At 71.0% G+C, this 25,652-nt stretch carries 25 protein-coding genes and 1 tRNA gene; 17 read left to right on the forward strand and 9 right to left on the reverse strand.

Annotated elements, in window-relative coordinates:
• Positions 1 to 32: 32 nt before the first annotated feature.
• Both J2X60_RS04945 and J2X60_RS04950 read left to right on the forward strand, forming a co-directional pair.
• The gene (locus J2X60_RS04945; RefSeq protein ID WP_229085273.1) at positions 33 to 1,199 is read left to right on the forward strand and encodes a cell wall metabolism sensor histidine kinase WalK; all 1,167 of its coding nucleotides are present in this window, start codon (positions 33 to 35) and stop codon (positions 1,197 to 1,199) included.
• Positions 1,196 to 1,876, forward strand: coding sequence for a response regulator transcription factor (locus J2X60_RS04950; RefSeq protein WP_022906624.1), 681 nt, complete (start codon positions 1,196 to 1,198; stop codon positions 1,874 to 1,876). The genes J2X60_RS04945 and J2X60_RS04950 overlap by 4 nt, the downstream gene beginning before the upstream one ends.
• 204 nt (positions 1,877 to 2,080) lie before the next feature.
• On the opposite strand, the gene J2X60_RS04955 is transcribed toward J2X60_RS04950, so the two are convergent.
• The gene (locus tag J2X60_RS04955) at positions 2,081 to 2,686 is read right to left on the reverse strand and encodes a hypothetical protein (protein WP_071295879.1); all 606 of its coding nucleotides are present in this window, start codon (positions 2,684 to 2,686) and stop codon (positions 2,081 to 2,083) included.
• A 158-nt stretch (positions 2,687 to 2,844) separates the two neighbouring features.
• On the opposite strand from J2X60_RS04955, the gene J2X60_RS04960 reads away from it, so the two are divergent.
• Genes J2X60_RS04960 through rlmB form a run of 4 tightly spaced genes read left to right on the forward strand, consistent with a single transcriptional unit; the run spans position 2,845 to position 7,018 of the window.
• Entirely contained in the window at positions 2,845 to 3,327 is a 483-nt protein-coding gene (locus J2X60_RS04960; protein ID WP_017888066.1) for a CarD family transcriptional regulator, read from the forward strand.
• A 49-nt stretch (positions 3,328 to 3,376) separates the two neighbouring features.
• A complete protein-coding gene (ispD, locus tag J2X60_RS04965) occupies positions 3,377 to 4,552 on the forward strand; it encodes a 2-C-methyl-D-erythritol 4-phosphate cytidylyltransferase (protein ID WP_309886664.1) in 1,176 nt (391 codons plus the stop codon).
• A gap of 17 nt (positions 4,553 to 4,569) precedes the next feature.
• Positions 4,570 to 5,979, forward strand: coding sequence for a cysteine--tRNA ligase (gene cysS / locus J2X60_RS04970; protein ID WP_071295881.1), 1,410 nt, complete (start codon positions 4,570 to 4,572; stop codon positions 5,977 to 5,979).
• 28 nt (positions 5,980 to 6,007) lie between these two features.
• A complete protein-coding gene (gene rlmB / locus J2X60_RS04975) occupies positions 6,008 to 7,018 on the forward strand; it encodes a 23S rRNA (guanosine(2251)-2'-O)-methyltransferase RlmB (RefSeq protein WP_309886665.1) in 1,011 nt (336 codons plus the stop codon).
• A gap of 138 nt (positions 7,019 to 7,156) precedes the next feature.
• Here rlmB and J2X60_RS04980 read toward each other — a convergent pair whose 3' ends face one another.
• Positions 7,157 to 8,464, reverse strand: a complete 1,308-nt coding sequence (locus J2X60_RS04980; protein WP_092385133.1) for a DUF4032 domain-containing protein — start codon at positions 8,462 to 8,464, stop codon at positions 7,157 to 7,159.
• Positions 8,465 to 8,624: 160 nt separating this feature from the next.
• Positions 8,625 to 9,725 carry an ABC transporter ATP-binding protein gene (locus tag J2X60_RS04985; protein ID WP_070417806.1) on the reverse strand — a complete coding sequence of 367 codons (1,101 nt, stop codon included), beginning with the start codon at positions 9,723 to 9,725 and terminating at the stop codon, positions 8,625 to 8,627.
• Between the two features lie 243 nt (positions 9,726 to 9,968).
• Here J2X60_RS04985 and J2X60_RS04990 point away from each other — a divergent pair, with 243 nt between their 5' ends.
• Positions 9,969 to 10,913 (forward strand): thioredoxin domain-containing protein, encoded by a 945-nt coding sequence (locus tag J2X60_RS04990; RefSeq protein WP_070417807.1) that lies wholly within the window; start codon positions 9,969 to 9,971, stop codon positions 10,911 to 10,913.
• A gap of 19 nt (positions 10,914 to 10,932) precedes the next feature.
• Here J2X60_RS04990 and J2X60_RS04995 read toward each other — a convergent pair whose 3' ends face one another.
• Positions 10,933 to 11,835 carry a neutral zinc metallopeptidase gene (locus J2X60_RS04995; RefSeq protein WP_309886666.1) on the reverse strand — a complete coding sequence of 301 codons (903 nt, stop codon included), beginning with the start codon at positions 11,833 to 11,835 and terminating at the stop codon, positions 10,933 to 10,935.
• 64 nt (positions 11,836 to 11,899) lie between these two features.
• Between J2X60_RS04995 and J2X60_RS05000 the strand changes: the two genes are divergently transcribed.
• Positions 11,900 to 12,841 carry a 2-deoxy-5-keto-D-gluconate 6-phosphate aldolase domain-containing protein gene (locus tag J2X60_RS05000; RefSeq protein WP_309886667.1) on the forward strand — a complete coding sequence of 314 codons (942 nt, stop codon included), beginning with the start codon at positions 11,900 to 11,902 and terminating at the stop codon, positions 12,839 to 12,841.
• Between the two features lie 21 nt (positions 12,842 to 12,862).
• On the opposite strand, the gene J2X60_RS05005 is transcribed toward J2X60_RS05000, so the two are convergent.
• Positions 12,863 to 13,624, reverse strand: a complete 762-nt coding sequence (locus J2X60_RS05005) for an NAD(P)H-hydrate epimerase (RefSeq protein WP_309886668.1) — start codon at positions 13,622 to 13,624, stop codon at positions 12,863 to 12,865.
• Positions 13,625 to 13,658: 34 nt separating this feature from the next.
• On the opposite strand from J2X60_RS05005, the gene J2X60_RS05010 reads away from it, so the two are divergent.
• Complete coding sequence (locus J2X60_RS05010) at positions 13,659 to 14,459, forward strand: alpha/beta hydrolase (RefSeq protein WP_309886669.1); 801 nt, start codon at positions 13,659 to 13,661, stop codon at positions 14,457 to 14,459.
• Positions 14,460 to 14,512: 53 nt separating this feature from the next.
• The gene (locus J2X60_RS05015) at positions 14,513 to 15,544 is read left to right on the forward strand and encodes an aldo/keto reductase (protein WP_309886670.1); all 1,032 of its coding nucleotides are present in this window, start codon (positions 14,513 to 14,515) and stop codon (positions 15,542 to 15,544) included.
• 211 nt (positions 15,545 to 15,755) lie between these two features.
• On the opposite strand, the gene J2X60_RS05020 is transcribed toward J2X60_RS05015, so the two are convergent.
• The 3 genes from J2X60_RS05020 to msrB all read right to left on the reverse strand — a co-directional run bounded on the left by J2X60_RS05020 (position 15,756) and on the right by msrB (position 17,690).
• Complete coding sequence (locus tag J2X60_RS05020) at positions 15,756 to 17,111, reverse strand: CHAP domain-containing protein (RefSeq protein ID WP_309886671.1); 1,356 nt, start codon at positions 17,109 to 17,111, stop codon at positions 15,756 to 15,758.
• 62 nt (positions 17,112 to 17,173) lie between these two features.
• A tRNA-Thr gene (locus J2X60_RS05025) sits at positions 17,174 to 17,249 on the reverse strand.
• A 36-nt stretch (positions 17,250 to 17,285) separates the two neighbouring features.
• The gene (gene msrB / locus J2X60_RS05030; protein WP_070417813.1) at positions 17,286 to 17,690 is read right to left on the reverse strand and encodes a peptide-methionine (R)-S-oxide reductase MsrB; all 405 of its coding nucleotides are present in this window, start codon (positions 17,688 to 17,690) and stop codon (positions 17,286 to 17,288) included.
• A 57-nt stretch (positions 17,691 to 17,747) separates the two neighbouring features.
• Between msrB and J2X60_RS05035 the strand changes: the two genes are divergently transcribed.
• The 7 genes from J2X60_RS05035 to J2X60_RS05065 all read left to right on the forward strand — a co-directional run bounded on the left by J2X60_RS05035 (position 17,748) and on the right by J2X60_RS05065 (position 23,620).
• A complete protein-coding gene (locus J2X60_RS05035; protein WP_309886672.1) occupies positions 17,748 to 18,221 on the forward strand; it encodes a GNAT family N-acetyltransferase in 474 nt (157 codons plus the stop codon).
• Complete coding sequence (locus J2X60_RS05040) at positions 18,221 to 19,222, forward strand: DUF2332 family protein (RefSeq protein ID WP_309886673.1); 1,002 nt, start codon at positions 18,221 to 18,223, stop codon at positions 19,220 to 19,222. Before J2X60_RS05035 ends, J2X60_RS05040 begins: the two co-directional genes overlap by 1 nt.
• Positions 19,223 to 19,318: 96 nt before the next feature.
• A complete protein-coding gene (locus J2X60_RS05045) occupies positions 19,319 to 19,615 on the forward strand; it encodes a DUF3263 domain-containing protein (protein WP_229085283.1) in 297 nt (98 codons plus the stop codon).
• Positions 19,612 to 20,193, forward strand: coding sequence for a LytR C-terminal domain-containing protein (locus tag J2X60_RS05050; protein WP_309886674.1), 582 nt, complete (start codon positions 19,612 to 19,614; stop codon positions 20,191 to 20,193). Before J2X60_RS05045 ends, J2X60_RS05050 begins: the two co-directional genes overlap by 4 nt.
• Before the next feature lie 203 nt (positions 20,194 to 20,396).
• Positions 20,397 to 20,600 carry a cold-shock protein gene (locus tag J2X60_RS05055; RefSeq protein WP_022903461.1) on the forward strand — a complete coding sequence of 68 codons (204 nt, stop codon included), beginning with the start codon at positions 20,397 to 20,399 and terminating at the stop codon, positions 20,598 to 20,600.
• A gap of 238 nt (positions 20,601 to 20,838) precedes the next feature.
• Positions 20,839 to 22,458, forward strand: a complete 1,620-nt coding sequence (gene groL / locus J2X60_RS05060) for a chaperonin GroEL (RefSeq protein ID WP_070417818.1) — start codon at positions 20,839 to 20,841, stop codon at positions 22,456 to 22,458.
• A 274-nt stretch (positions 22,459 to 22,732) separates the two neighbouring features.
• Positions 22,733 to 23,620 carry a hypothetical protein gene (locus tag J2X60_RS05065; RefSeq protein ID WP_309886675.1) on the forward strand — a complete coding sequence of 296 codons (888 nt, stop codon included), beginning with the start codon at positions 22,733 to 22,735 and terminating at the stop codon, positions 23,618 to 23,620.
• Positions 23,621 to 23,887: 267 nt separating this feature from the next.
• Here J2X60_RS05065 and J2X60_RS05070 read toward each other — a convergent pair whose 3' ends face one another.
• Positions 23,888 to 25,597, reverse strand: a complete 1,710-nt coding sequence (locus J2X60_RS05070; protein ID WP_309777100.1) for a HAMP domain-containing sensor histidine kinase — start codon at positions 25,595 to 25,597, stop codon at positions 23,888 to 23,890.
• Positions 25,598 to 25,652 lie beyond the last annotated feature (55 nt).

Here is a 25,652-nt window from a genome sequence, read left to right on the forward strand (position 1 = left end):
GAACCCCGCATGACCATCCCTACACTGACGGCATGGACAACGCGTGGCTCGTGCCACTGTCGATGCTCCTCGGCGGGGTGTTCGGAGCAGGCGTCGTGGTGCTGATCATCACCGCCGAGCGCACGGCTCGTGCTGCCGACGTGGCGGAACGCACCCTGCCCGACGGCGTCGCCGCGGTCATCGCCACGATGCACAACCCGGCCGTGGTGGTCGACCCCTCGAACACGGTCGTCGCTGCCTCGCCGCAGGCACTGACGGTCGGGCTGGTGGTGCGGCGGAAGCTCGTGCACCGCGAGCTCGTCGACCTCGTCGACCGCGTGCGCAAGAGCGGGGAGATGGGCGCCGAGGACCTCGAGCTGCCCCGTGGTCGGGGCAGCGACCAGATCGGCTACCTGAGCTTCCGCGCCGCGCAGCTCGGCAACCGGTACGTGCTCGTCACGGCCGACGACCTGACCGAGACCCGGCGCATCGACGAGGTCCGGCGGGACTTCGTCGCGAACATCTCGCACGAGCTCAAGACCCCGATCGGCGCGATCGGCCTGCTCTCCGAGACCCTCGTCGCCGCCGCGGACGAACCCCAGCACGTGCGGAAGTTCGCCGCGCAGCTCGTCACCGAGTCGGAGCGGCTGGCCGCCCTGACGAAGGACATCATCGAACTCTCGCGGCTGCAGTCCGTCGACACGCTGGAGAACAGCGAGGAGACGTCGATCGACCGCATCGTGCAGGCCGCCGTCGACGCGAACGAGATCGTCGCCCGCGCCCGGGACATCGAACTCGTGCGGGCGAAGAAGTCGAAGCTGCGGGTGATGGGCGACCCCGCCCTGCTGCAGATCGCGGTGTCGAACCTCATCGCCAACGCGGTGAAGTACTCCCCGGACCACACCCGCGTCGGCGTGGGCGTCCGGTCTGCGAAGGGCTTCGTCGAGATCGCGGTGACCGACCAGGGCGTCGGCATCCCCGAGGCCGACCTCGACCGGGTGTTCGAGCGGTTCTACCGCGTCGACCCCGCCCGGTCCCGTGCCACGGGCGGCACGGGCCTCGGCCTCGCCATCGTGAAGCACGTCGTCGGCAACCACGGCGGGGACGTGCGCGTCTGGTCGCAGCCCGGCAAGGGCTCGACCTTCACCATCCGCCTGCCCGAGGCGGACCCGGAACTGACCACAGCACTCGAAGAGCAACTGGAAGAGCAGCCATCGTGACCAAGATCCTCATCGTCGACGACGAGCCGGCCCTGAGCGAGCCCCTGGAGTTCCTGCTGCAGCGCGAGGGGTACGACACCTCCGTCGCTGCGGACGGCGTGACCGCGCTGTCGAAGTTCGACGCGGAGAACCCCGACCTGGTGCTGCTCGACCTGATGCTGCCGGGACTCTCCGGCACCGAGGTCTGCCGACAGATCCGGACCCGCTCGAACATCCCGATCATCATGCTCACCGCGAAGGACTCCGAGGTGGACATCGTCGTCGGGCTGGAGCTCGGCGCGGACGACTACGTGACGAAGCCGTACTCGACCCGCGAGCTCCTCGCCCGCATCCGTGCGGTCCTGCGTCGCCGGACCGAGGACGACCCCGCGGACAGCGGGATCCTGCAGGTCGGTGGCATCCGGATGGACGTCGAGCGGCACACCGTGGCGGTGGACGGCTCGGAGACGCCGATGCCGCTCAAGGAGTTCGAGCTCCTCGAGCTGCTGCTCCGCAACGCCGGGCGCGTGCTCACCCGGGGGCAGCTCATCGACCGGGTGTGGGGCTCCGACTACTTCGGCGACACGAAGACCCTGGACGTGCACATCAAGCGCATCCGCTCGAAGATCGAGCGCGTGCCGAGCGCGCCGGAGATCCTGGTGACCGTCCGCGGGCTCGGCTACCGCATCGAGGGCTGACGCGAGGTCGGCTGACGCACAGGAGGCGCGGGGGGGGGGGGGGGGGGGCCGCCCCCCCCCCCCCCGGGGGGGGGGGGGGGGGGGGGGCCCGGGGAGGGCCGCGCGGGGGGGGGGGGGGGGGGGGGGGGGGGGGGGCCCGCCCCGGGGGGGGGGGGGGGGGGGGGGGGCCCCCCCCCCCCGCGCCTCCTGTGCGTGCGTCTGCTGCTAGTTGCCGGCGTCCTGCGTCGCGTCGTCCGTCGGCGTGGCCGCGGGCGTCTCGACCGGGAGGGTGATCTCGCTGGTGGGCTCCGGCGAGGAGGTCGGCGCGAGCGTCGCGTACTCCTCCTGCTGGCTGGTCAGCACCGGGACGCTCGCCGAGACGCCCTCGGCGCCCGAGTACGAGAAGTAGACCTTGACCAGCGAGCCGGGCTTGGTGTCGGCGTCGTCGAAGACGACCTCGCGCGAGTCGCCGGCGGCCGTGCCCTGCGTGGTGCCGTCGCCCTCTTCCGTCGAGGCGGTGGCCTGCTCGGAGGGCTCCGCGGCCCCGCCGAGGTCGATGTGCGTGTTCGCCGGGACCGTGACGGTCTGGGTGTCCCCGCCGACCTCGATCGAGAGGGTGATGTCGTCCCGCTCGGCGTTGTTCACGATCGTGCCCACGAACCGGGCGCCGTCGGCGTCGTCCGCGATGAGGAGCGCGTTGCGGATGTCCACCTTGCCGGTCGACACGTTCACGCCGTCGGTGATCTGCTTGATCTCCGTCGTCTGTGCGGGCGACATGAACTCGCAGCCGGTGGCGCCGAGCGCGATGGTTGCCGCAACGGCGACGGACACGAGTACCCGAGCTCGCAAGAGATTCCTCCGGAAGATCACGATTGTGGACCGGACGGTCCGGCACCATCCTACCGATCAGCGGGGGTGCCAGTTGTTAGGCGCCCCTTACCCGAACAACGCTTGTGGTAAACTGGGTGTCTCGGAACGGAGCCTGATACATGCAATTCGAGGTCGGCGAGACCGTCGTCTACCCCCATCACGGGGCGGCAACCATCTCTGAAGTCAAGACGCGCGTCATCAAGGGTGAGGAAAAGGTCTACCTGAAGCTGCGGGTCACCCAGGGTGACCTCACGATCGAGGTCCCGGCGGACAACGTCGACCTGGTCGGAGTCCGTGACGTGATCGGCAAGGAAGGCCTCGACAAGGTGTTCGAGGTCCTGCGTGCCCCCTTCACCGAAGAGCCCACGAACTGGTCGCGTCGCTACAAGGCGAACCTCGAGAAGCTCGCTTCCGGTGACGTCATCAAGGTGTCCGAGGTCGTCCGCGACCTCTGGCGCCGCGACCAGGACCGCGGCCTGTCCGCGGGGGAGAAGCGGATGCTCGCCAAGGCGCGGCAGATCCTGATCTCCGAGCTGGCGCTGGCCGAGAAGACCGACGAGGACAAGGCATCGACCGTCCTCGACGAGGTCCTCGCCTCCTGAGCGCACCGAACCACTGAACACGTCCTCGACCGTTCTGTTCCCCCACGGGGTGGACAGGGCGGTCGTCGTCGTTGCGGCCGGTTCCGGCACGCGGCTCGGCATCGGGACGGCCAAGGCGTTCGTCCCCGTTGCCGGCACGCTGATGCTCGCGCGGGCGCTCGAGCCGCTGTTCGCCCTGCCGTCGCCGACGCTCGTCGTGGTGGTCGCGCCGGCGGCGCTCCTCGACGACTGCCGACAGGTGGTCGCGTCCGTCGCCGGGGCTGCGGTCGCGTACACGGCCGTCGTCCCCGGAGGCGCGGATCGCCATGCCTCGGTCGAGGCCGGCCTGGCCGTGCTGCCGGACTCCGTCACCGCGGTGCTGGTGCACGACGCGGCGCGCTGTCTGACGCCACCAGCCCAGTTCGAGCGGGTGTTCGACGCCGTCGCCGGTTCGCTGCACGACGGGGCGGGTGCCGGGTTCGTCCCCGCACTGCCCGTCACGGACACGATCAAGCGCGTCGACGGGGACGCCGTCGTCGAGACCGTCGACCGCGCGGCACTCGTCGGGGTGCAGACGCCGCAGGGCTTCCCGCTCGCCGCGCTCCGGCAGGCGTACGCCGTGTCGCAGCAGGCCGAGACCGACGACGCCGGGGTGTTCCAGGCGGCGGGCGGTACCGTGCGGTTCGTCCCCGGCGACGCCGACGCCTTCAAGATCACCACCCCGTGGGACCTCGGTCGTGCCGAGTCGATCGTGCGTGCGCGCGCCGCCACCGCCGTGGACACCCGGGTCGGCCTCGGGGTGGACGTGCACGCGTTCGACGCGGCCTCCCCGTGCCGGGTCGGGCTGCTCGACTTCCCCGGTGAAGCTGGGCTCTCCGGCCACAGCGACGGCGACGCGGTCGCGCACGCGGTCTGCGACGCCCTGCTCTCGGCGGGCGGGCTCGGCGACATCGGCGGGACGTTCGGCACGTCGGACCCCGCATACGCCGGGGCGGCGGGTGACGTCTTCGTCCGGGGTGCGGTCGCGATGCTGGCCGCCGCCGGTCTGGTGCCCGTGTCCGTCACCGTGCAGGTCATCGGGAACCGCCCGCGCATCGGCGCACGTCGGACCGAGATGCAGGACGCCCTCGGCGCCGTCGTCGGGGCCCCGGTCGCGGTCTCCGGCACGACGACGGACGGTCTCGGGTTCACCGGCCGCGGCGAGGGGCTCGCCGCGATCGCGACAGCCGTCGTCCGACCGGTCTGACGTCCTAGGCTGGACGCGTGACCGTTCGCCTCTACGACTCCCGCGCCGCTGCCGTCGTCGACCTCGTCCCGCTGGTCGACGGACAGGTGAGCATGTACGTGTGCGGTCCGACCGTGCAGTCGTCGCCGCACATCGGGCACCTCCGCTCCGCTCTCGTCTACGACATCTGGCGCCGCTGGCTCACCCACCGCGGCCTCCGGGTCACGCTCGTGCGGAACGTCACGGACATCGACGACAAGGTGCTCGACCTCGCGCACGGCACCGACGAGGCCTGGTTCGCCCGGGCGTACCGCGTCGAGCTCGAGTTCACGGCCGCGTACAACGCCCTCGGCATCCTGCCCCCGACGTACGAGCCCCGGGCCACCGCGAGCGTCCCGCAGATGCACGACATCATCACCAAGCTCATCGACCGCGGGCACGCCTACGCGGCGGCGGACGGCTCCGGCGACGTCTACTTCGACACCGGCAGCTGGGCGTCCTACGGGGCGCTCACCCGGCAGCGGCGCGAGGACATGGTCGAGGCCACCGACGCCGACCCCCGCGGCAAGCGCGACCCCCGCGACTTCGCGCTCTGGAAGGGCGCCAAGCCCGGGGAGCCGTCGACGGCGAACTGGGACTCGCCCTGGGGCCCCGGCCGCCCGGGCTGGCACATCGAGTGCTCGGCGATGTCCCGGCGCTACCTCGGCCCGGCGTTCGACATCCACGGCGGCGGACTCGACCTGCGCTTCCCGCACCACGAGAACGAACTCGCGCAGTCCACGGCGGCCGGAGACGCGTTCGCCTCCTACTGGCTGCACAACGGCCTCGTCTCCGTCGACGGGCAGAAGATGTCGAAGTCGCTCGGCAACTCGATCTTCGCCGCGGACTTCCTCGGGTCCGCGCGTCCCGTGGTCGTCCGGTACTTCCTCGGCGCCGCGCACTACCGCTCGTCGATCGACCACCACGACGGCTCCCTGGCCGAGGCCGAGGCGGCGCTCGACCGGATCGAGGGCTTCCTGACCCGGGCCGCACCGCGGCTCGAGGGCGTCCGGCTGGCCGACGCCCCGGGGGTGCCCGAGGCCTTCGCCGCGGCGATGGACGACGACCTCTCGGTGCCCCAGGCCCTCGCCGTGCTGCACGAGACCGTCCGCTCCGGGAACGCCGCCCTCGACGCGGACGATGCGGAAGCGCTCGGAACCGCGTACCATCAGGTGGCTGCGATGGTGGAAGTGCTCGGCATCGATCCGCGAGCCGCCCACTGGTCGGGTGGTGGCCACGACGCATCGGCCGCACCGCTCGCAGCACTCGTCGAACGCCTCGTGCAGGAACGCGCCGACGCCAGGGCCGCACGCGACTTCGCCACGGCCGACCGCGTGCGCGACGACCTCGCATCCGCGGGCATCACGATCGAGGACACCGCAGCAGGTACACGCTGGAGCATCGCCTGACAACGGCAGTGCCGGACAGGAGAGAGCAATGAAGAACGTCTCGGGCAGCAAGAAGGGACGGCCGGGCGCCGTCCGGACCGGTCGCAAGGGCAACAAGCAGGTCGGCTCCGGCGGTCAGGGCGCGCAGGCCCTCGAGGGCCGCAAGCCCACGCCGAAGGCCGAGGACCGTCCGTACCACCCCGCCGGCAAGCGCAAGGCGGCGAAGGAGCGCTTCGAGGCCGCTCGCGGGCGCCACGGTGCGTCGAGCTCGCCGCAGCAGCGCACCGGTCGTCCGCCGCAGCGGAAGACCGACGACTCCGAGCTGGTCACCGGCCGCAACTCGGTGCTCGAGGCCCTGCGCACGAAGACCCCCTCGACGACGCTGTACATCGCCTCCCGCATCGAGGTCGACGACCGCGTCAAGGAGATCCTCGCGCTCGCCAACCACCGAGGCGTCCCGATCATGGAGATCATGCGTCCGGAGCTCGATCGCATCACGGGGCACGACAGCGTGCACCAGGGCGTCGCGCTCAAGGTCCCGGCGTACGAGTACGCCGTGGCCGAGGACGTCGCCGAGCGGGCGTTCGCTAAGGACGAGGTCCCGCTGCTCGTCGCCCTCGACGGCATCACCGACCCGCGCAACCTCGGTGCGATCATCCGGTCCACCGCGGCCTTCGGCGGACACGGTGTCGTCGTCCCGCAGCGCCGTTCGGTCGGTGTGACCGCGTCCGCGTGGAAGACCTCGGCCGGTGCGGCCGCCCGGACCCCCGTCGCGATGGCCCCGAACCTCACGCAGACCCTCAAGTCGCTCAAGTCGATGGGCCTGTTCGTCCTCGGCCTCGACGGTGACGGCGACGTGGAGCTCGACGGCCTCGAGCTCGCCGACCGACCGATCGTGATCGTCGTCGGTTCCGAGGGCAAGGGCCTCTCACGCCTCGTCACCGAGACCTGCGACGCGATCGTCTCGATCCCGATCTCGAGCGCGACGGAGTCCCTCAACGCGGGCATCGCCGCGAGCGTCACCCTGTGGGAGGTCGCCCGGCGCCGTCGCGCCGAGTAGTCGCGCACTTCGTGAGCAGGAATGGTCGCCTCCCGGTTCGGGAGGCGACCATTCCTGCTCACCATGCGAGGCGCGCGGGCGCGCGGGCGCGTGGGCGCGCGCCGGGGCGCGGGCGTGCCCGGGGCGACCCCGCGCCCGTCAGACCCCGGCGCGCCAGTCCTCGACGTCGTCGGGCGACGCCGGCACCGCGTCGTCGACGACCGGGATCGGCAGCGTCATCGACGACGTCGGCGGGTTGATCAGCAGCCGCTCGTCGCGACGGTGCCGGAGCACGTCGTTGATGTACGCGGTCGTCGCCTCGGGGAGCGACACCGACCGCTCCTCTTCCTGCGACATGAACCAGCGGTGCTCGAGCAGCTCGTGGAAGACCTCGGCGGGCTCGAGCCGGCCGCGCAGGTCCCGCGGGATCGAGCGGATCACCGGCTCGAACACCCGCGAGACCCACTCGTGCGCCACCATCTCCTCGTCGAGCAGGTCGCGGCCGTTGCGCGCCCGGTACGAGTCGAGGTCGTTGAGGAGCCGCCGCGCCTGGTTCTCGCCGGCGTCGATCCCGGTGAGGCGCAGGAGCCGTCGCTGGTGGTGTCCGGCGTCGACGACCTTCGGCTGGATGCGCACCTGCGACCCGCCCTCGGTCGTGTGGATCGAGAGCTCCTCGATGTCGAAGCCGAGCGCGTTGAGCCGTTCGACGCGGTCGTTGATGCGCCAGCGTTCCTTGACGTCGAACTGCTCGGTGCCGGTGAGTTCCTTCCAGAGGGTCCGGTACTGCGCGACGATCCGGTTCGAGACGTCCACGGCGTCGGCGTTCTCGTCGAGTCGACCGCCGGCCTCGAGGTCGAGGAGCTCGCCGGCGATGTTCACGCGCGCGACCTCGAGGTCGTTCTCACGCTGCCCGTTCGACAGGCCGCCGGGGTAGAGCTTGCCGGTCTCCGCGTCCACCAGGTACGCCGCGAAGGCACCGGCGTCACGTCGGAACAGCGTGTTCGAGAGCGAGACGTCGCCCCAGTAGAAGCCGATGACGTGCAGCCGCACGAGCAGGAGCGCGAGGGCGTCGACCAGGCGGGTGGCCGTCTCGGGCCGCAGTGTCTGCGAGTACAGGGCGCGGTACGGCAGCGAGAAGCGCAGGTGCCGGGTGACGAGCACCGGGTGCAGGGCCTCGCCGTCGGCGCTCACCCGGTTCGTGATCACCGCGACGGGGTCGACGCACGGCACGTCCATGCGCTGCAGGGTGCGGAGCATCTCGTACTCCGAGCGGGCGACCTCTTCGCCGGTCTCCTTCACGGCGACGACGTACCCGCCGAGCTGCACGAACCGCACGAGGTGCCGCGAAATGCCCTTCGGGAGCGCGACGATCGTCTCGTCCGGCCAGTCCGCCAGGGGGAGGTCCCACGGCAGGTCGAGGAGTCCGGGGTCGACGGTGGCGGCGGTGATGGACATCGAGTCGGGCACGGTTGGTTCCTCTGGTACGTGTGCGACGGACGGGAGGCGGGGGGGCCCCGGGGCCCCCCCCCCCCCGGGGGGGGGGGGGGGGGGCCCGCCGGGGGGGGGGGGGGGGGGGGGGGGGGGGGGCCCCCGCCCCCCCCCCCCCTCCTGTGGGGACCTTCCAGCGTTACGCGCTGACGACGGCCTTGTCGTCGAGCCGCTCGCCCGACTCGGTGTCGAAGGCGTGCACGTGGCCCTGCTTCGGCGTGACGACGATCGTGTCACCGATCGACGGGTGCGAACGCCCGTCGACGCGGGCGACGATGTCGACGCGCGAACCCTTGACGTCGGCGTGACCGTACAGGTAGCCGTCGGCGCCGAGCTCCTCGACCACGTCGACCGTGACCGGCAGGCCCTCGCCCGACTGCGCCACGATGACGTCCTCGGGGCGGATGCCGACCGTGATGTTCCCGGAACGCGCGTTGGAGAGCGTGTCGCGGTCGATGGGGTGGTTGAGCGAACCGAACTTGATGCCGCCCTCGACCACGTCGGCCGGGAGGAGGTTCATCGCCGGCGAGCCGATGAAGCCCGCGACGAAGACGTTGTTCGGCTTCTCGTAGAGGTCGCGCGGCGAGCCGACCTGCTGCAGGATGCCGTCCTTGAGCACCGCGATGCGGTCACCCATGGTGAGCGCCTCGGTCTGGTCGTGCGTGACGTAGACCGTGGTGACGCCGAGACGACGCTGCAGCGAGGCGATCTGGGTGCGGGTCTGGACGCGGAGCTTGGCGTCGAGGTTCGACAGCGGCTCGTCCATGAGGAACACCTGCGGCTGACGGACGATCGCGCGGCCCATCGCGACGCGCTGACGCTGACCACCGGAGAGCGCCTTCGGCTTACGGCCAAGGTACTGCTCGAGGTCGAGGAGCTTCGCGGCTTCCTGCACGCGGGTGGCGCGCTCGTCCTTGCCGACGCCGGCGATCTTGAGCGCGAAGCCCATGTTCTCGGCAACGGTCATGTGCGGGTACAGCGCGTAGTTCTGGAACACCATCGCGATGTCGCGGTCCTTCGGCGGGACGTCCGTGACATCGCGGTCGCCGATGCGGATCGAGCCGGAGTTGACCTCTTCGAGGCCGGCCAGCATGCGCAGGGACGTGGACTTGCCACAGCCCGAGGGGCCGACGAGGACGAGGAACTCGCCGTCGGCGACGTCCAGGTCGAGGGAGTCGACCGCGGGACGGTTGCCTCCGGGGTAGAGACGGGTTGCCTTGTCATAGGTGACGGACGCCATGAGCGTTCGGTCCTTCCTTCACCGGCAGGTACGTGCCGGACGATCCGAGTGAAGCGGTTGCCCGTGGGGGCCCCGGATGGTCGCCGTCGACCATCGAGGTTCATACAACACGATCTGCCCCGGGAGCGCCAGTGCTCACACCTGGTTGGGTGGTTCCCATCGGGTCCCGGTACGATCGGCGGGTCCGTCCGGCCTGCCGGGGGAAGCCGTACGGACGACGACCAACGTGAGGACACTCGACGCATGACCAACCGCCCCGAGGGTGACGCCCGCGCCGCGCGGAACGAACGACGCGAAGCCGCACGACAGCGTGCCCAGCGTGCCCGCACCCAGCAGAAGCGCCGCCAGCGCGGACTCCGACTCGGCCTGCAGATCGGCATCGGCGTCGTCCTGCTCGCCGCAGCGACCGTCGTGACACTCGTCCTCGTCGACTCCGTGCAGCCCGCGGGCCCCGGCCCGGCGAACACCTCGCAGGGCGGCATCACGATCGGGCAGGACCTCAAGGCGGTCACGGCGTCCTCACAGTCGCCCGCGCCGACCTCGACGGACGCCGCCGGCTCGGTGCGCATCACGATGTACGTCGACTACCTCTGCCCGATCTGCGGCCAGTTCGAGGACGCGAACGGCGAGTACATCCAGAACCTCGTCGACTCCGGTGCGGCGACGGTGGACATCCACCCGATCGCGATCCTCTCGAACCGGTCGCAGGGCACGAAGTACTCGCTCCGGGCCGCGAACGCCGCCGCCTGCGTCGCGGACAGCTCGCCGGACCAGTTCTTCGCCGTCAACCAGGCGCTTTTCGCGAAGCAGCCGGAGGAGGGCACCGCCGGGTTGACCGACGCGCAGCTGACCAAGGTCGTGACGGGCGTGGACGGGCTGCAGAAGCGGTCGACGATCACGAAGTGCATCGAGGACCAGACCTACAGCAAGTGGATCGACGAGCGGACCACCGCGGTGACCGGCGGCGACATCCCCGGGTCGACGCTCAAGGAGTTCCCCGGAACGCCCCTCGTGCTCGTGAACGGGCAGCGCTACGAGCTCACCTCGCCGATCACGAACGACGACTTCCGGACCTTCGTGGTGACGGCTGCCGGTGCGAGCGACGCCACCCCGACGCCGACGCCCACGCCTACGCCGAGTGCCACCCCGACCCGGTCCGCGACGCCGAGCGCCTCGCCGTCGAACTGACCCGGGCTGCTGACCCGGACTACAGGGACGAACCCGGCACGCTGAACGTGTCGCACGCCGTCGCGCCGCGCTGGTAGCCCCGCAGGAACCAGTTCTGGCGCTGCTCGCTCGACCCGTGGGTGAACGAGTCCGGGTCGACCCGACCGCTCGAGCGCTCCTGGATGCTGTCGTCGCCGACGGCGCTCGCGGCGGACAGTGCGTCCTCGATCTCGGCACGCGTGATCGGCTCGAAGAAGGTCTCGCCGTTCGCGTCCTTCGTGGTCGCGGCGTCGCCGACCCAGGCGCCCGCGTAGCAGTCCGCCTGCAGTTCGACGCGGACGCTGCCGGACGATGCTCCGGTCCCGGAGCGGTCGGTGTTCGCGAAAGCACCCTGGAGCTGCTGGATGTGGTGGCCCCACTCGTGCGCGACGACGTACATCTGCGCGAGCGGCCCTCCGGAGGAGCCGTACTTCGACTGCAGGTCGTCGTAGAACGCGGTGTCGAGGTAGATCGCCCGGTCCGGCGGGCAGTAGAACGGTCCGGTCGCCGCCGATGCCTGGCCGCACGAAGTGCTCGTCGAGCCGTCGAACAGGTAGAAGTCCGGCGACGTGTACGTGATGCCGAGCTTCCTGGCCTCGGCCGTCCAGTAGCCGTCGAGCGACTCGGCCGCGCCCTCCATGCGGCAGTCGATCTTCAGGTTCGCGTCGCGTCCGGTCCGGCACTCGGCTGATGCGTCGACCGACTCGCCCTGCTGCTGGATCTGGGTCGTCCCGCCGCCATCGCCGAGAAGTGCGCCGAGGTCGAGGTCGCCGCCGGTGAAGACGTTGATGAGCAGCACCACGATCGCGCCGACACCGACGACACCGCCACCCGCGATCGCGGTGGTGCGGCCGCGCCGCTTGACCTTCCCGCCCGTGAGCTGCGAGTCGTCGTTGAACGTCATGCCCCGAATGTACGGGTGGGCGGTGCTCGGTGCCCGCATCGGCGGGAGGAGTAGACCGGACGGCATGCCCGTCCTCGACGAAACCCACCCTCTCTTCCTCTTCGCGATGGACCAGCGGTCCTCGCTCCTCGAGCACACCTACGACGAGTCCGGCGGGGAGCCGCTCGACGACGCCGAGGCCGAGCGCGTGCGCGCCGGCAAGCAGCTCGTCTACCGCGGTGTCCTCACGGCGCTCGCGGCCGGTGCGTCCCGCGAGCGGACCGGCGTCCTCGTCGACGAGCGCTACGGCGCCGACGTCGCCCGGCTCGTCAAGGAGGCCGGCCTCCAGCTCGCGATGCCGATCGAGCGGTCGGGCCGGGAGTGGTTCGAGCTCGAGTACGGCGAGGACTGGATCGCGCACGTGGACGCCTTCGACCCGGACTGGGTGAAGGTGCTCGTGCGTGACAACCCCGACTTCGACGCGGACCGCCGCGAGCGGCAGGCATCGGAGCTCGCCGACATCGCTGGCGTGCTGCACGGTGCCGGTCGGCCGTTCCTGGTCGAACTGCTCGTCCCGGCGACCGACGAGCAGCGGGCATCGGTCGAGGACTACGACCGCGACCTCCGACCGGACCTCGTCGTGCAGGTCATCGAGTACCTGCAGGACCACGGGGTCGAGGCGGACGTGTGGAAGCTCGAGGGCCTCGACGAGCGCGCGGACGCGGAACGGGTCGTCCGGACCGTGCGTCGCGGTGGCCGGGACGCGGTGCAGTGCATCGTCCTCGGCCGGGACGCCCCCGAGGAGCAGCTCGACCACTGGCTGCGCACCGCCGCCGGGGTGGACGGGTTCGTCGGGTTCGCCATCGGTCGCAGCAACTGGGAGGAACCGCTCGAGGACGTCGTCCGCGAACACCTCGACACCGAGGCCGCCGAGGGGCTCATCGCGGCGAACTACCGCCACTTCGTCGACACCTGGCTCGAGGCCCGCCCGGGCATCGAGCACGGGGTGGACGCCGGCGCGGTCTGACCCCGGGTCCGAGCCCGGGTCTCAGGTGCGGACCAGCGGCTCCACGCCCGCCAGGTCCGCACCGATCCCGACGTCGACGAGCTCGATCCGCCCGGCGAGGCTCGCGCCCGGTCCGCGGAGCAGCCCGGCCTTCACCCCGCCGAACGTCACCGTGACGTCCGCCTGCAGCACGTGGTCGTCCGCGATCGCGCCGGTGTCGACGTCGATGCCGCTCGGCACGTCGACCGCCACGACGAACGGTGCGCGCTGGTCGCGTGCGAGCTGGCGGATCGCCGCGACGACCTCGCGCGCCGGCGAGCGGAGCGCGGACGCGCCGTGCACGCCGATGCCGAGGATCCCGTCGAGCACCAGGTCCGCCTCGAGCGCCGCGTCGGTCGCGACGGCGGCCAGACGCGCAGCGTCATCCCGGGAGGCCGCTGCGAGGAGGTCCGCGGCCGGACGGACCGACCCGGTGTCGGACGGGCGGTCCAGGAGGCGCGCCCCGGCGTCCAGCGCCGCTGCCAGGCCCGCCGCGTGGACGCGTGAGCCGACGCGCAGCACCGTCACGCGCCTCCCGTCCGCCGCCAGGCGTGCCCCAGCGAACAGCGCGTCACCACCGTTGTCGCCGCTGCCCACCAGCAGCAGGACCGATCCCGGTCCGTCACCCGGACGCACGGCCGGGTCGTCGAGCAGTCCGCCGACGATCCGCGCCAGCCCGTCCGCCGCACGCTGCATGAGCGGTTCGCCCGCGTCGAGGTGCGGCCGCTCCGCCGCCCGGATCTGATCGCCGCCGTAGCCGTCCATGGCGACCACAGTGCCCCGGTAGCCTGGAGGGGACATGTCACTCGTCCCCGAAGCACCCCGTCCCCGCGTCGTGATGTCCCCGGACGGGCTGAAGATCGCGACCTACGACTTCGGCGACCCCGAGGCGCCGGCGGTCGTCGCCGTGCACGGGTTCGCCTCCGGCGCGCTGCTGAACTGGCACGCCTCGGGGTGGACGCGCGACCTCGTCCGCGCCGGGTACCGCGTCGTCGCGCTCGACCAGCGCGGGCACGGCGCCTCGTCGAAGCCGCACGACCCGTCCGCGTACTCGATGGAGCTCCTCGTCGCGGACGTCGTCAGCGTGATCGACACCTACCTGCTCGACGACGTCGCGTACCTCGGGTACTCGCTCGGCGCCCGCGTCGGGTGGCACACCGCCGAGCAGCTCCCCGACCGGATCACCCGTGCGGTGTTCGGCGGCATCCCCGACGCCGACCCGATGCGGCGCGTGCGGGTCGACCAGGCGAAGGCGTACTTGGCGGACGGCACGCCGATCGAGGACCGCGTGACGAACGGCTACCTGACGATGGCCGCCGGCGTCGAGGGGAACGACCTCGGCGCGCTCGTGGCGATGGTCGAGGGGATGCGGGGCAGCATCGAGCCGACGCCGTCGAACGCGCCCGCGCAGCCCGTGCTGATGGCCGCGGGCAGCGAGGACGGCATCAAGGACAGTGCCGTGCGGCTCGCGGCGACGGCCCCGGACGCCTCGTTCTTCGAGATCCCGGGCCGGAACCACTTCAACGCGCCGACGTCGCGCGACTTCCGCCAGGCCGCGATCGCCTTCCTGACCGAGACCGCCGTGTCCGACCAGCGCTGACGGGTACTGCCAGGTCCTCGTTGTGCCCGGTGGTCGCGCGTACCGTCCCGGCCATGGACTACAGACTCCTCGGCAACAGCGGGACATCGGTGTCGACGCTGACCCTCGGCACCATGACCTTCGGCAGCGAAGCCGACGAACCCACCTCGCACACCATCATCGACACGTTCGTCGCCGCCGGCGGCACGCTCATCGACACGGCGGACGTCTACTCCGGCAACGAGTCCGAGCGCATCATCGGCCGCTGGCTCGCCGCGCACCCGACCGAGGCGCAGCAGGTCGTCCTCGCCACCAAGGGGCGCTTCCCGCAGGGCGACGGGCCGAACGACCTCGGGCTGTCCCGTCGGCACCTCCGGGTCGCCCTCGACGCCTCGCTCGAGCGGCTCGGCGTCGAGCACATCGACCTGTACCAGATGCACGCGTGGGACGCCCTCACCCCGATCGAGGAGACCCTGCGCTTCCTCGACGACGCCGTGTCCGCGGGCAAGATCGGCTCCTACGGGTTCTCGAACTACCTCGGGTACCAGATCACGAAGGCCGTGTACGAGGCGAAGGGGCACGGGTGGGCGCCGCCCGTGACGCTGCAGCCGCAGTACAACCTGCTCGTCCGCGACATCGAGCACGAGATCGTCCCCGCCTGCCTCGACGCCGGCATCGGCCTGCTGCCCTGGTCGCCCCTCGCCGGCGGCTGGCTCTCCGGCAAGTACCAGCGCGACGAAGCCCCCAGCGGCGCGACCCGGCTCGGTGAGAACCCGTCGCGCGGGATGGAGGCGTGGGAGGCGCGGAACGGCGACGAGCGCACCTGGGCCGTCCTCGACGCGGTGTCGGACATCGCCGACGCGCACGGTGCCTCGCGGTCGCAGGTCTCCCTGGCCTGGCTCCTCGCCCGACCGGCCGTGACGAGCGTCATCCTCGGTGCCCGGACGGTCTCGCAGCTCGAGGACAACCTCGGTGCCGCCGACCTCGTCCTCGACGACGCCGAGCTCGCACGGCTCACCGAGGTCAGCGCGCCGCGCATCGACGACTACCCCTACGGCACGGCGGGCGTCGCGCAGCGCGAGCGGAAGATCACCGGGGGCCGCTGAGCGTTCGCTGTCCGACGGGTGCGGCTTTCCGCGAGCTTGACCAGGGATGTGGACACCGTGTTCGGTGCGGTGTCACCATCACTGCACGACCGGCTGGTTACCGCGTCGAGCGCTCGGAACGCCCCCTGATCCGTGTTCCACGCGCCGAAGGCCCCGGGTGTTCCCACCCGGGGCCTTCGCATGTGGCGGGGGACCGTCCCTGAGCGTCGTGTCAGTAATCGACGCGGATGAAGTCGTGCGCCTGGCTCCAGATCGGTCGTTCGGCGACCTTCGTCGTGGTCCAGTCCCCACTCGTCCCGGTGCTCAGACCGTTGCCGTCCAGCACGTACCAGACGCCGTTCACCTTCTTCGACACGATGCCGACGTGCTGGTCCGAGCCGAAGATGACGATGTCACCGACGCGCGGCGAGGCACCGGCAGGCAGCTGCGTGCCGAGCTTCCGCATGTCGCGCACCCACGTGTAGTAGGTCCCGCCGGTGGTGTTCCGGAGCGCCCAGGTCGAGAACCACGCGCACCAATCGCCGCGGTACCCGTGCCAAGGGGCCGTCGTGGAGGTGTCCACCTGGTAGACCGTCTTGCCCATGTAGGAGCGGGCGTAGTCGACGACCTGCTGTGCTGTCGGCGAGCTCGGCAGACCAGTCGAGGGCGGCGGTGCCGTGACCTTCCCGTCCCAGTCACCGACGATCGGGACCACTGACGTGTTCCCCGCCGGACCCCACGCGAACGCGCTCGAACTCGGGTTGGTGGTGTTGGCGTTCGCAAGGTGGTACGACCCGTCGGAGGGTCGGTACCAGCCGACGGTGTCCTTCCCGTCGCCGTTCCAGTCGCCGGCGATCGCCGTCACGGTGGTGTTGCCAGCCGGGCCAGCGACGAACGCGCTGGAGTCGGCGGTCGTGTTGTTGGCGTTCGCGAGGTGGTACGACCCGTCGGAGGGTCGGTACCAGCCGACGGTGTCCTTGCCGTTGCCGTCCCAGTCCCCGACGACGGGCGTCACGGACGTGTTCCCCGCTGGCCCCCACACGAACGCGCTCGACGACGCGGACGTCGTGTTGGCGTTCGCGAGGTGGTACGACCCGTCGGAGGGTCGGTACCAGCCGACGGTGTCCTTGCCGTCGCCGTCCCAGTCCCCGACGATCGGAGTGATGGACGTGTCGCCTGCTGGCCCCCAGACGAACGCTGCGTCGGACGGGCCGCCGCTGAGGTCGTCCGACATGTGCCACGACGCGTCGCTGTAGCGGTACCACGCGATGGAGTCGGCACCGTCGCCGTTCCAGTCGCCCGCCACCGGCACGACCGAGCCGCTGTTGGTCGGCCCGTTCACGAACGCGACGTCGCTCTCGTCACCAGGAGGCGTGTCGAACGACAGGTGCCAGGACGAGTCGCTCGGCCGGTACCAGCCGATGCTGTCCTCGATGGTCTTGGTGTCGGCCGACGCCGAGCTGACCGGGCCGGCGACGATGAGCCCGGCGGCCACGATGCCGAAGACGGAGGCGGTTGCGACGACGCGCAGCCCGCGATTCCCCCGTGCTGAATTCCCCTGATTCCGCTGTTGTTTCACGGCGCTCACCCTGGCAGGGTGAGCATCCGACGGTCAACAGATCTGTCTACCCCAGATCGGGGGGGTGTTGGTGGGGCCGGCAGCGGGACTCGAACCCGCAACCCCCGTATTACAAGTACGGTGCGCTACCAATTGCGCCATGCCGGCTGACGCGCCCATCCTAGCGGCGGACGCGCCGGGGCCTCACTCGCTCTTCTCGGAGAAGTTCAGCGAGATCGAGTTCATGCAGTAGCGGTCACCCGTCGGCGTGCCGAACCCGTCGGGGAACACGTGGCCGAGGTGCGAGCCGCAGTTCGCGCAGCGGACCTCGGTGCGTGCCATGCCGAGGGAGTTGTCCTCGAGCAGCTGCACCGCGTCGGGGTCGACCGACTCGTAGAACGACGGCCAACCGCAGCCGGAGTCGAACTTCGTGCCGCTCTTGAACAGCTCCGCGCCGCACGCCGCACAGGTGTAGACACCGGCGCGCTCCTCGTCGAGGAGGTCACCCGTCCACGGGCGCTCCGTGCCGGCCTGCCGGAGGACGGCGTACTGGTCCGGGGAGAGCTCCTCGCGCCACTGGGCGTCGGACTTGTCGACGTTGTATGCCATTGTTTCCTCCTGCTCCTGTCGCCGTTGCTGGACGACCACTTCGGTAAACTCGCGACGATGTCCGAACATTCCGTGCACCACGCCCGTTGGGACCGTCTGACGACGGACGAACTGTACGGCATCGTGGTGCTCCGGAACCGCGTGTTCGCACTGGAACAACGCGTCACGGCCGAGGACTTCGACGGCCGTGACCGTGAACCGGACACCGAGCACTGGTGGTTCGGCACCGACGACCGACCGGTTGGGTACCTGCGGCTCATCCGACCGGCACCGGACGAGGTCCACCCGGTCGGTTCGGCAGCACCCGCCTGGGTGATCGGCCGGGTCGCCACCGACCCCGGGCACCGCGGGAGCGGGATCGCCGGTCGACTCGTCGCCGCGGTGCTCGGTGCGCACGGGCACGAGCCCTTCGTCCTGCACGCCCAGGAGTACGTCGCCGGACTCTACGAGCGCCACGGCTTCGTCCGCTTCGGAGCGCCCTACGACGAGGCCGGCATCCGCCACGTCGGCATGCACCGTCCCGGTCGCTGATGGACACGCGGGAGCGGTACGCCGCCTACGCGGAGCGCATCGCGGGGGTCTCGCCGTCCTACGCCGCGTGGGCGCGGTCGCTGGACGACGGGGTGGTGTCCGTGCTCGACGAGGTCCCGGAGTCGAAGCGGCAGCCAGAGCTCCTCTTCGCGGTCGCCCGTCGCCTGGGCGCCGATCCGGCGGACCCCGGTGCGCTGCGCGCGCTCGTCCAGGAGGCGCGGCCCGCCCTGCTCGGCGCCCTCACCTCCGCCACGGTGCAGGCCAACGACCCCAGACGCCTCGCCCCGGTGGTCCCGCTGTTCGCGGCGCTCGCCGCGCGGGTCGGGCGGCCGCTCGGCCTCGTCGACGCGGGAGCGGCGGCGGGGCTCTGCTCGATCCCGGACCGGGTGACGCTCGACTACGTCGTCGGGGCGCGGTCCGAGGTCGTCCGGATGCACACTGCCTCCGTCGAGCCCGGCCTGCACCTCGTCGCGGAGGCCAGCGGCGCGGTGCCGACACCGGCAGCGGAACCGATCGAGGTCCGGGCGCGGGTGGCCCTCGACCCGAACCCGATCGACCTCGCCGGGCCCGGGGCGTTCGACCGGCTCGTCGAGGCCGTCCCGCCCGAGGCGACGGACCGCACCGCCCTGATGCGCGAGGCTGCGCGTGCGACGCTCGCCGCGCCTCCCGTCCGCATCCGGGGCACCCTGCCGGGCGACCTCGACCGCGCACTGGAGGCCCTGCCGGACGACGTCGTGCCGGTCGTCCTGACGACCGGGACCCTCGTGTACGTCCCCGGCGCGGACCGCCAGCGGTTCGTCGACCGGGTGCGCGAGCGGGGCGTGCACTGGATCGCGCTGGAACGCACGGGGATCCTCAGCGGGGTCGCCGCGACCCTGCCGGACGACGTCGACCCCGCTGATCCGGACGCGTTCGCGACCGCGTCGCTCGACGGCGTGGCCCTGGCCGTGTCGGACCCGTTCGGGGTCTGCGTCCGGTGGTTGGCCGATCCGAACCTGTGACCGGTCTTCGCGACAGTCCAGCGGCGTGCCAGGGTGCGGATGACCTCCACCCCTACGATGTGCGAGACCCGTTCCCCCACCGTGATCGGAACCGCAGTGACCGCCACACCCGTCGAGCTCGACGAGCTCGCCAAGCACGTGCTCGCGTTCGAGCACGACCGGGCACGGCACGACCGCACGAAGGAAGCGGAGATCCGGGTCGAGTTCGACATGTCGCCCGCTCGGTACTACCAGGTGCTGAACCGTGTGATCGACTCGCCCGCGGCGCTCGCGTACGACCCGCAGCTGGTCTCCCGGCTGCAGCGGCTCCGGTACGCGCGCACCAGTGCCCGGGCGGCGCGCAGCTTCGTCGCGCCCGGTGCAGCTCCCGAAGGACGTGAAGAGGAACGATGACGACGAGATACCCCCGAGACCGGTTCGACGACGTCGCCGACGGCCCCCGGGTCGGGGCGCACCGCGGTGCGCAGCGGCGTGGGCGCGGGTGGATCGCGTTCGCGTGGGCGGCGCTCGCCACCGGTGTCATCGTGGGGGTCTGCGTCGTCGCCCTCGCGCTCCTGAACGGCAGCTACTCGTTCACCGGCTCGGCATCGCCGTCGGCTTCGGCCTCGGCGTCGGCGTCCGCATCGGCGGCGCCGTCGTCGTCCGCGTCCTCGTCGGCGTCGCAGGCACCGGCCGCGGGCACCCCGGCCGACCAGGGTGCGACGACGCTCGTCGTGCTGAACGGCACGTCGACGACCGGCCTCGCGGCGAAGGGCAGCGCGGCGCTGAGCTCGGCCGGGTGGAAGGTGACGTCGACGGGGGACGCCGGCACGACCGGGGCGACCTCGACGATCGTGTACTACCAGCAGGCCGCCCAGGCCGCCGTCGCGCAGGGCATCGCGAAGTCGCTCGGCACGACCGCGGTGCAGCAGTCGGCGGCGTTCCCGAACGCCGACATCAGCGTCGTGCTCGGGGCGGACTACGCCGGCTGATCGTTCCCGGCGCATTCCTGGTCGCGTTCTCCGGTGCGTGATGCGCGCATTTGTGACGGCCGTGTTTCGAGCACGTTGATTCTTGTCGGAATCGACGTGAAACAACGTCACACCTCTTGCCCTGTCGGCATTGTTCGGTAAGAGTCTCCCCAAGACGGCGACTACGCCGTCCGCACCAGCACCACCGCAGGGAGCAAGAGATCATGGCCAACGGAACCGTGAAGTGGTTCAACGCCGAGAAGGGCTTCGGCTTCATCACCGTCGATGGAGGGGGCCAGGACGTGTTCGTGCACTACTCGGCAATCGACATGTCGGGGTACAAGGTCCTCGAGGAGGGCCAGGCAGTGACGTTCGACGTCGGCACCGGGTCGAAGGGGCCGCAGGCCGAATCGGTCCGTCCCGCCTGACCCGGCAACCACCTCGCGAACGCGCCGTCCCGTCCGGGGCGGCGCGTTCGTCCGTGTGCGGCGACCGGCGTTCATCGCTTCCGTCCCTCGTGTCGGTGCGTGTCCTGGGAACTCGACCCGCGCCTCCTGGCGGTGTTGCACTCGACCCCTGCGAGTGCCAGAATCGGCGTTGGCACTCGCTCACGCTGAGTGCCAGCACGACCCCCATGACGACGTCCGGGAGGGACGAGAAACTCACATGGCTAAGATCATTGCTTTCGACGAGGAGGCCCGCCGTGGCCTCGAGCGCGGCCTGAACATCCTGGCTGACGCCGTGAAGGTGACGCTCGGCCCGCGCGGCCGCAACGTCGTCCTCGAGAAGAAGTGGGGCGCCCCCACGATCACGAACGACGGTGTCTCCATCGCCAAGGAGATCGAGCTCGACGACCCGTACGAGAAGATCGGTGCGGAGCTCGTCAAGGAGGTCGCCAAGAAGACCGACGACGTCGCCGGTGACGGCACGACCACCGCGACCGTCCTCGCCCAGGCCCTCGTCCGCGAAGGCCTCCGCAACGTCGCCGCCGGTGCCGACCCCGTGTCGCTCAAGCGCGGCATCGAGAAGGCCGTCGCCGCCGTCTCCGACCAGCTCCTCGCCAACGCGAAGGACATCGAGACCAAGGACCAGATCGCCGCGACCGCGTCGATCTCGGCCGCTGACCCGACCATCGGCGCGCTCATCGCCGAGGCCATCGACAAGGTCGGCAAGGAAGGTGTCGTCACCGTCGAGGAGTCGAACACCTTCGGCACCGAGCTCGAGCTCACCGAGGGCATGCGCTTCGACAAGGGTTACCTGTCGCAGTACTTCGTGACCGACCCCGAGCGTCAGGAAGCCGTCTTCGAGGACGCCTACATCCTGATCGTCAACTCGAAGATCTCGAACATCAAGGACCTCCTGCCGGTCGTCGACAAGGTGATCCAGGCGGGCAAGCAGCTCCTGATCATCGCCGAGGACGTCGACGGCGAGGCCCTGGCCACGCTCGTCGTGAACAAGATCCGCGGCATCTTCAAGTCCGTCGCCGTCAAGGCCCCGGGCTTCGGCGACCGTCGCAAGGCCATGCTGCAGGACATCGCGATCCTCACCGGCGGCCAGGTCATCTCGGAAGAGGTCGGCCTCAAGCTCGAGAACGCGACGCTCGACCTGCTCGGCAAGGCCCGCAAGGTCATCATCACCAAGGACGAGACGACCATCGTCGAGGGTGCCGGCGACGAGGAGCAGATCGCGGGCCGCGTCCGTCAGATCCGCTCCGAGATCGAGGCGACCGACTCCGACTACGACCGCGAGAAGCTCCAGGAGCGCCTCGCGAAGCTCGCCGGTGGCGTGGCCGTCATCAAGGCCGGTGCCGCGACCGAGGTCGAGCTCAAGGAGCGCAAGCACCGCATCGAGGACGCCGTCCGCAACGCGAAGGCCGCTGTCGAAGAGGGCATCGTCGCCGGTGGTGGCGTCGCCCTCATCCAGGCGTCCGTCGTGCTCGACACCCTCGAGCTCGAGGGCGACGAGGCGACCGGTGCGAACATCGTCCGCGTCGCGATCGACGCGCCGCTCAAGCAGATCGCGCTGAACGCCGGTCTCGAGCCGGGTGTCGTCGCCGCCAAGGTCCGCGAGCTCGAGTCGGGTCACGGCCTCAACGCCGCGACCGGTGAGTACGTCGACCTCGTCGCCGCGGGCATCATCGACCCGGCCAAGGTCACGCGCTCGGCGCTGCAGAACGCTGCGTCGATCGCCGGTCTGTTCCTCACGACCGAGGCCGTCGTCGCCGACAAGCCCGAGCGCACCCCTGCTGCTCCGGCCGGCGACCCGACGGGTGGCATGGACTTCTAAGCAGTCCTGACGGAAGGGCCCCGCACGCTGCGCGTGCGGGGCCCTTCCGCGTGCGGGGGGGGAGGCCGGCGGCGGTGCGGCCGCCGCCGGGCGCCGAGGTCGCACGAACTGCCGCCCGAGAGCGCGACGGGCGGCAGTTCGTGCGACCTCACCGTCCCGCCCACGGCGTGTTGTGCGATCAGCGCTCACCGCACAGGAGGCGCGGGTCGTCACGTTCTCCACAGTTCGGCTCGAAGGATGGTCGCGGCTCGCACCGCACCGCCACACTCTCGTCATGCCTCGGCCGTCTCCGCTCCCCGACGAACTCGATCCGAACGGCTTCCGGGTCTGCGACGCACTCGCGGCCGGGGTCGACCCGGGTCGACTCCGCCGGCGGGACCTCGCCCGCCCGGTGCACGGCGTCCGGACGACAGCTGCATTGACGTCGCCCGTCGCCGCGCTCGCACTCGTGATGCGCCCAGATCAACACTTCAGTCACACGACCGCTGTCGAGCTCTGGGGTGCTCCGCTCCCGCGACAGTTCGAGGGCAGCCTGCACGTCACGACGATCGGCGCCGGCCCGCTCATGCGTCGGCCCGGTGTCGTCGGACACCGACGTCGATCCGCGGCGGCCGTGGTGCTGCGGGCCGGCGTACGAGTCAGCGGGCCGGAACATGCGTGGCGCGAGTGCGCTGGGCTGCTGAGCGTCCGACAGCTCGTGGCCGTCGGAGACTTCCTCGTCGGACCGCGAGGCCGGACGACGGTCGACGCCCTGGCCGCCACGATCCTTCCCGGGCAGCGCTCCGTCGCCGTTGCACGTGCGGCCGTCGAACTCATCCGCGTCGGTGCTGAGTCGGCGATGGAGACGTGGCTGCGTCTTGCGGTCGTGGACGCGGGGTTCCCTGAACCGGAACTCCAGATCGAGGTGTTCGACCGTGCGCGGCGGTTCCTGGCGCGGGTGGACATGGGCTGGCCGGAGCTCCGGATCGCGCTGGAGTACGACGGGGACCACCACCGCGAGCGTGCGACGTTCGAACACGATCAGCGCCGGGACAACTCCATGACCGTGGAGGGATGGCTCTTCCTCCACGTGAATCGAGGGGACGTCGACCGTCCTGCGGTCCTCTTCGAGCGGCTTCGTCAGGCGTTCGTCGCGCGATCGTCGGCTCGACCACGGGCATGACCTGGTCGAGGTCGCGCGACATGCCGCGCGTGGGGCGTCCGGGTCGCACGAACTGCCGCCGGGCGCGTGGGTGGGCGGCAGGTATTGCGACCTCGGCGTGTGCTGGTGGGTTCGTCGCGAGGTCGCGCGACATGCCGCGCGTGGGGCGTCCGGGTCGCACGAACTGCCGCTGGGCCTGTGGGTGGGCGGCAGGTATTGCGACCTCGGGCCAGCGGGCGGGCGGGCGGGCGCGCGGACGCCGGCGGGCGGCACGCCCGCCCGCGGGCGTCAAGCGCCGGCGGGCGCGGGGGCGGCGTAGTCGCGGGGGAGCAGGGGGAGCCACACGCGGAAGGTCGCACCGCCGCCCTCGGTGTCGAACACCTCGACCGACCCGTGGTGCGCCGCGACGATGCCCGAGACGATCGCGAGCCCGAGCCCCGAGCCGCCGGTGTCCCGCGCGCGCGAGGTGTCGGCACGCCAGAAGCGCTGGAAGATCTTGTCGCGCAGCTGCGGCGGGATGCCCTCGCCGTGGTCGATCACGTCGATGTGCGCCATCCCGCGCTCGTCGTCCACGCCGATGCCGATCTCGATCGGGTCGTCGTGCTCCGTGAAGCGCATGGCGTTGCCCATGAGGTTCGTCACGATCTGGCGGATCTTGTTCTCCTCAGCCAGGACGATCGGCGGCCGCTTCGGCAGCACGACGGTGGGCAGCGGGGTGGTCTCGTCAGTGGGGGCAGCCGCGCCGTCGACACCCATCGCGCGGGTGCGGCGGGCGCGGAGTCGCGCGATCGTCTGGCGCGAGAACGCGATCGGGCCGGTCGTGTTCGCGGACGTCGGCGATGCCGGGGGGCCGTCGCCGGAACCGGGGGCCGAGGCGGGTGCTGACGCCGGACGGACCGCGTGCGGCACGCTCTCGCCGGTCACCGAGTCCTCGACGAGCACCTGGATCTCGCGGTCGGGGTTCGACGCCATCGTGTCGAGCGCGGAGTCACGGGCGATGGCGACGAGGTCGACCGGGCCGAGCTCGAGCGGCTTCGACTCGTCGATGCGGGCGAGCTGCAGCAGGTCCTGCACGAGGAGGCCCATGCGCTGGGCTTCCTTCTCGATGCGCTCCATCGCCTGTGCGACGTCCTCTTCCTTGCGGAGCGCGCCCATCCGGTAGAGCTCGGCGTACCCGCGGAGCGACACGAGGGGCGTGCGGAGCTCGTGGGAGGCGTCCCCGACGAACCGACGCATCTGGTCGATGGTGCGCTGCCGGTCCTCGAACGCGGAGTCGATGCGTTCGAGCATCGAGTTGAGGGACCGGTTCAGTCGACCGACCTCGGTGTTGGGGGTGTCGGCTTCGAGGCGCTGGTTGAAGTCACCGGCGGCGAACCGGGCAGCGGTGTCCTCGACGTCGCGCAGGGGGTCGAAGGTCGCCGTCACGAGGAGCCGCGTGAGCATGGCGCCGAGCAGGATCACCGAGGCACCGAAGCTCAGGAAGATGGCGGTGAATCGCAGGACGGTCTGGTCGGTGTCGGCGCTCGACACCGCGACCAGGACGTACCCGGCCTGCGTCGTGCCGGTCGACTGGTCCTGCAGCGATGCCGGGATGACCTGCGCACGCCACTCGTGGTTGTGCTGGCTGTCGTACAGCGAGAAGCGCGAACTGGTCTGCGCCGCAGAGGAGAAGTCGAGCTCGTGGATGTCGGGGCGGCTCGACGCCGGGGTCTGGCAGATCTGCTTGCCCGCGGAGTCGTACGCGGCGACGTACGCGCTCTGCGAGAGGACGACGGAGAGCTTGCAGTACTGCTCACCGTCGCTGATGTTCTGACCCTCGAGCTGTTCCGTCGTCTGACGGACGTTGTTGTCCAGCTGGGCCATGAGGTACGTCGACAGCACCGTCATCGTGCCGAGCCCCGCGACGAGCAGTCCGAGCGCCACCAGGAGCACCGTGATCCCGGTGATCTTGGTGCGCAGGGAGATCCCGTCCCACCAGCGGCTCATTCGCGTGTGCATGCTGCCCCAACGATAGACAGCGGTCGCCCGGTGAAACCGGACGACCGCCGTGAAG

The sequence above is a fragment of the Curtobacterium sp. 320 genome (genome assembly GCF_031455235.1).
Classification (GTDB): domain Bacteria; phylum Actinomycetota; class Actinomycetes; order Actinomycetales; family Microbacteriaceae; genus Curtobacterium.

Bases quoted from the DNA above. Each gene is read 5' to 3' on its own strand.
- J2X60_RS04945 (WP_229085273.1), top strand. From the start codon at position 33: ATGGACAACGCGTGGCTCGTGCCACTGTCGATGCTCCTCGGCGGGGTG.
- J2X60_RS04960 (WP_017888066.1), top strand. From the start codon at position 2,845: ATGCAATTCGAGGTCGGCGAGACCGTCGTCTACCCCCATCACGGGGCG.
- rlmB (WP_309886665.1), top strand. From the start codon at position 6,008: ATGAAGAACGTCTCGGGCAGCAAGAAGGGACGGCCGGGCGCCGTCCGG.
- J2X60_RS04985 (WP_070417806.1), bottom strand. From the start codon at position 9,725: ATGGCGTCCGTCACCTATGACAAGGCAACCCGTCTCTACCCCGGAGGC.
- J2X60_RS04990 (WP_070417807.1), top strand. From the start codon at position 9,969: ATGACCAACCGCCCCGAGGGTGACGCCCGCGCCGCGCGGAACGAACGA.
- J2X60_RS04995 (WP_309886666.1), bottom strand. From the start codon at position 11,835: ATGACGTTCAACGACGACTCGCAGCTCACGGGCGGGAAGGTCAAGCGG.
- J2X60_RS05000 (WP_309886667.1), top strand. From the start codon at position 11,900: ATGCCCGTCCTCGACGAAACCCACCCTCTCTTCCTCTTCGCGATGGAC.
- J2X60_RS05005 (WP_309886668.1), bottom strand. From the start codon at position 13,624: ATGGACGGCTACGGCGGCGATCAGATCCGGGCGGCGGAGCGGCCGCAC.
- J2X60_RS05010 (WP_309886669.1), top strand. From the start codon at position 13,659: ATGTCACTCGTCCCCGAAGCACCCCGTCCCCGCGTCGTGATGTCCCCG.
- J2X60_RS05015 (WP_309886670.1), top strand. From the start codon at position 14,513: ATGGACTACAGACTCCTCGGCAACAGCGGGACATCGGTGTCGACGCTG.
- msrB (WP_070417813.1), bottom strand. From the start codon at position 17,690: ATGGCATACAACGTCGACAAGTCCGACGCCCAGTGGCGCGAGGAGCTC.
- J2X60_RS05035 (WP_309886672.1), top strand. From the start codon at position 17,748: ATGTCCGAACATTCCGTGCACCACGCCCGTTGGGACCGTCTGACGACG.
- J2X60_RS05040 (WP_309886673.1), top strand. From the start codon at position 18,221: ATGGACACGCGGGAGCGGTACGCCGCCTACGCGGAGCGCATCGCGGGG.
- J2X60_RS05050 (WP_309886674.1), top strand. From the start codon at position 19,612: ATGACGACGAGATACCCCCGAGACCGGTTCGACGACGTCGCCGACGGC.
- J2X60_RS05055 (WP_022903461.1), top strand. From the start codon at position 20,397: ATGGCCAACGGAACCGTGAAGTGGTTCAACGCCGAGAAGGGCTTCGGC.
- groL (WP_070417818.1), top strand. From the start codon at position 20,839: ATGGCTAAGATCATTGCTTTCGACGAGGAGGCCCGCCGTGGCCTCGAG.
- J2X60_RS05065 (WP_309886675.1), top strand. From the start codon at position 22,733: ATGCCTCGGCCGTCTCCGCTCCCCGACGAACTCGATCCGAACGGCTTC.
- J2X60_RS05070 (WP_309777100.1), bottom strand. From the start codon at position 25,597: ATGCACACGCGAATGAGCCGCTGGTGGGACGGGATCTCCCTGCGCACC.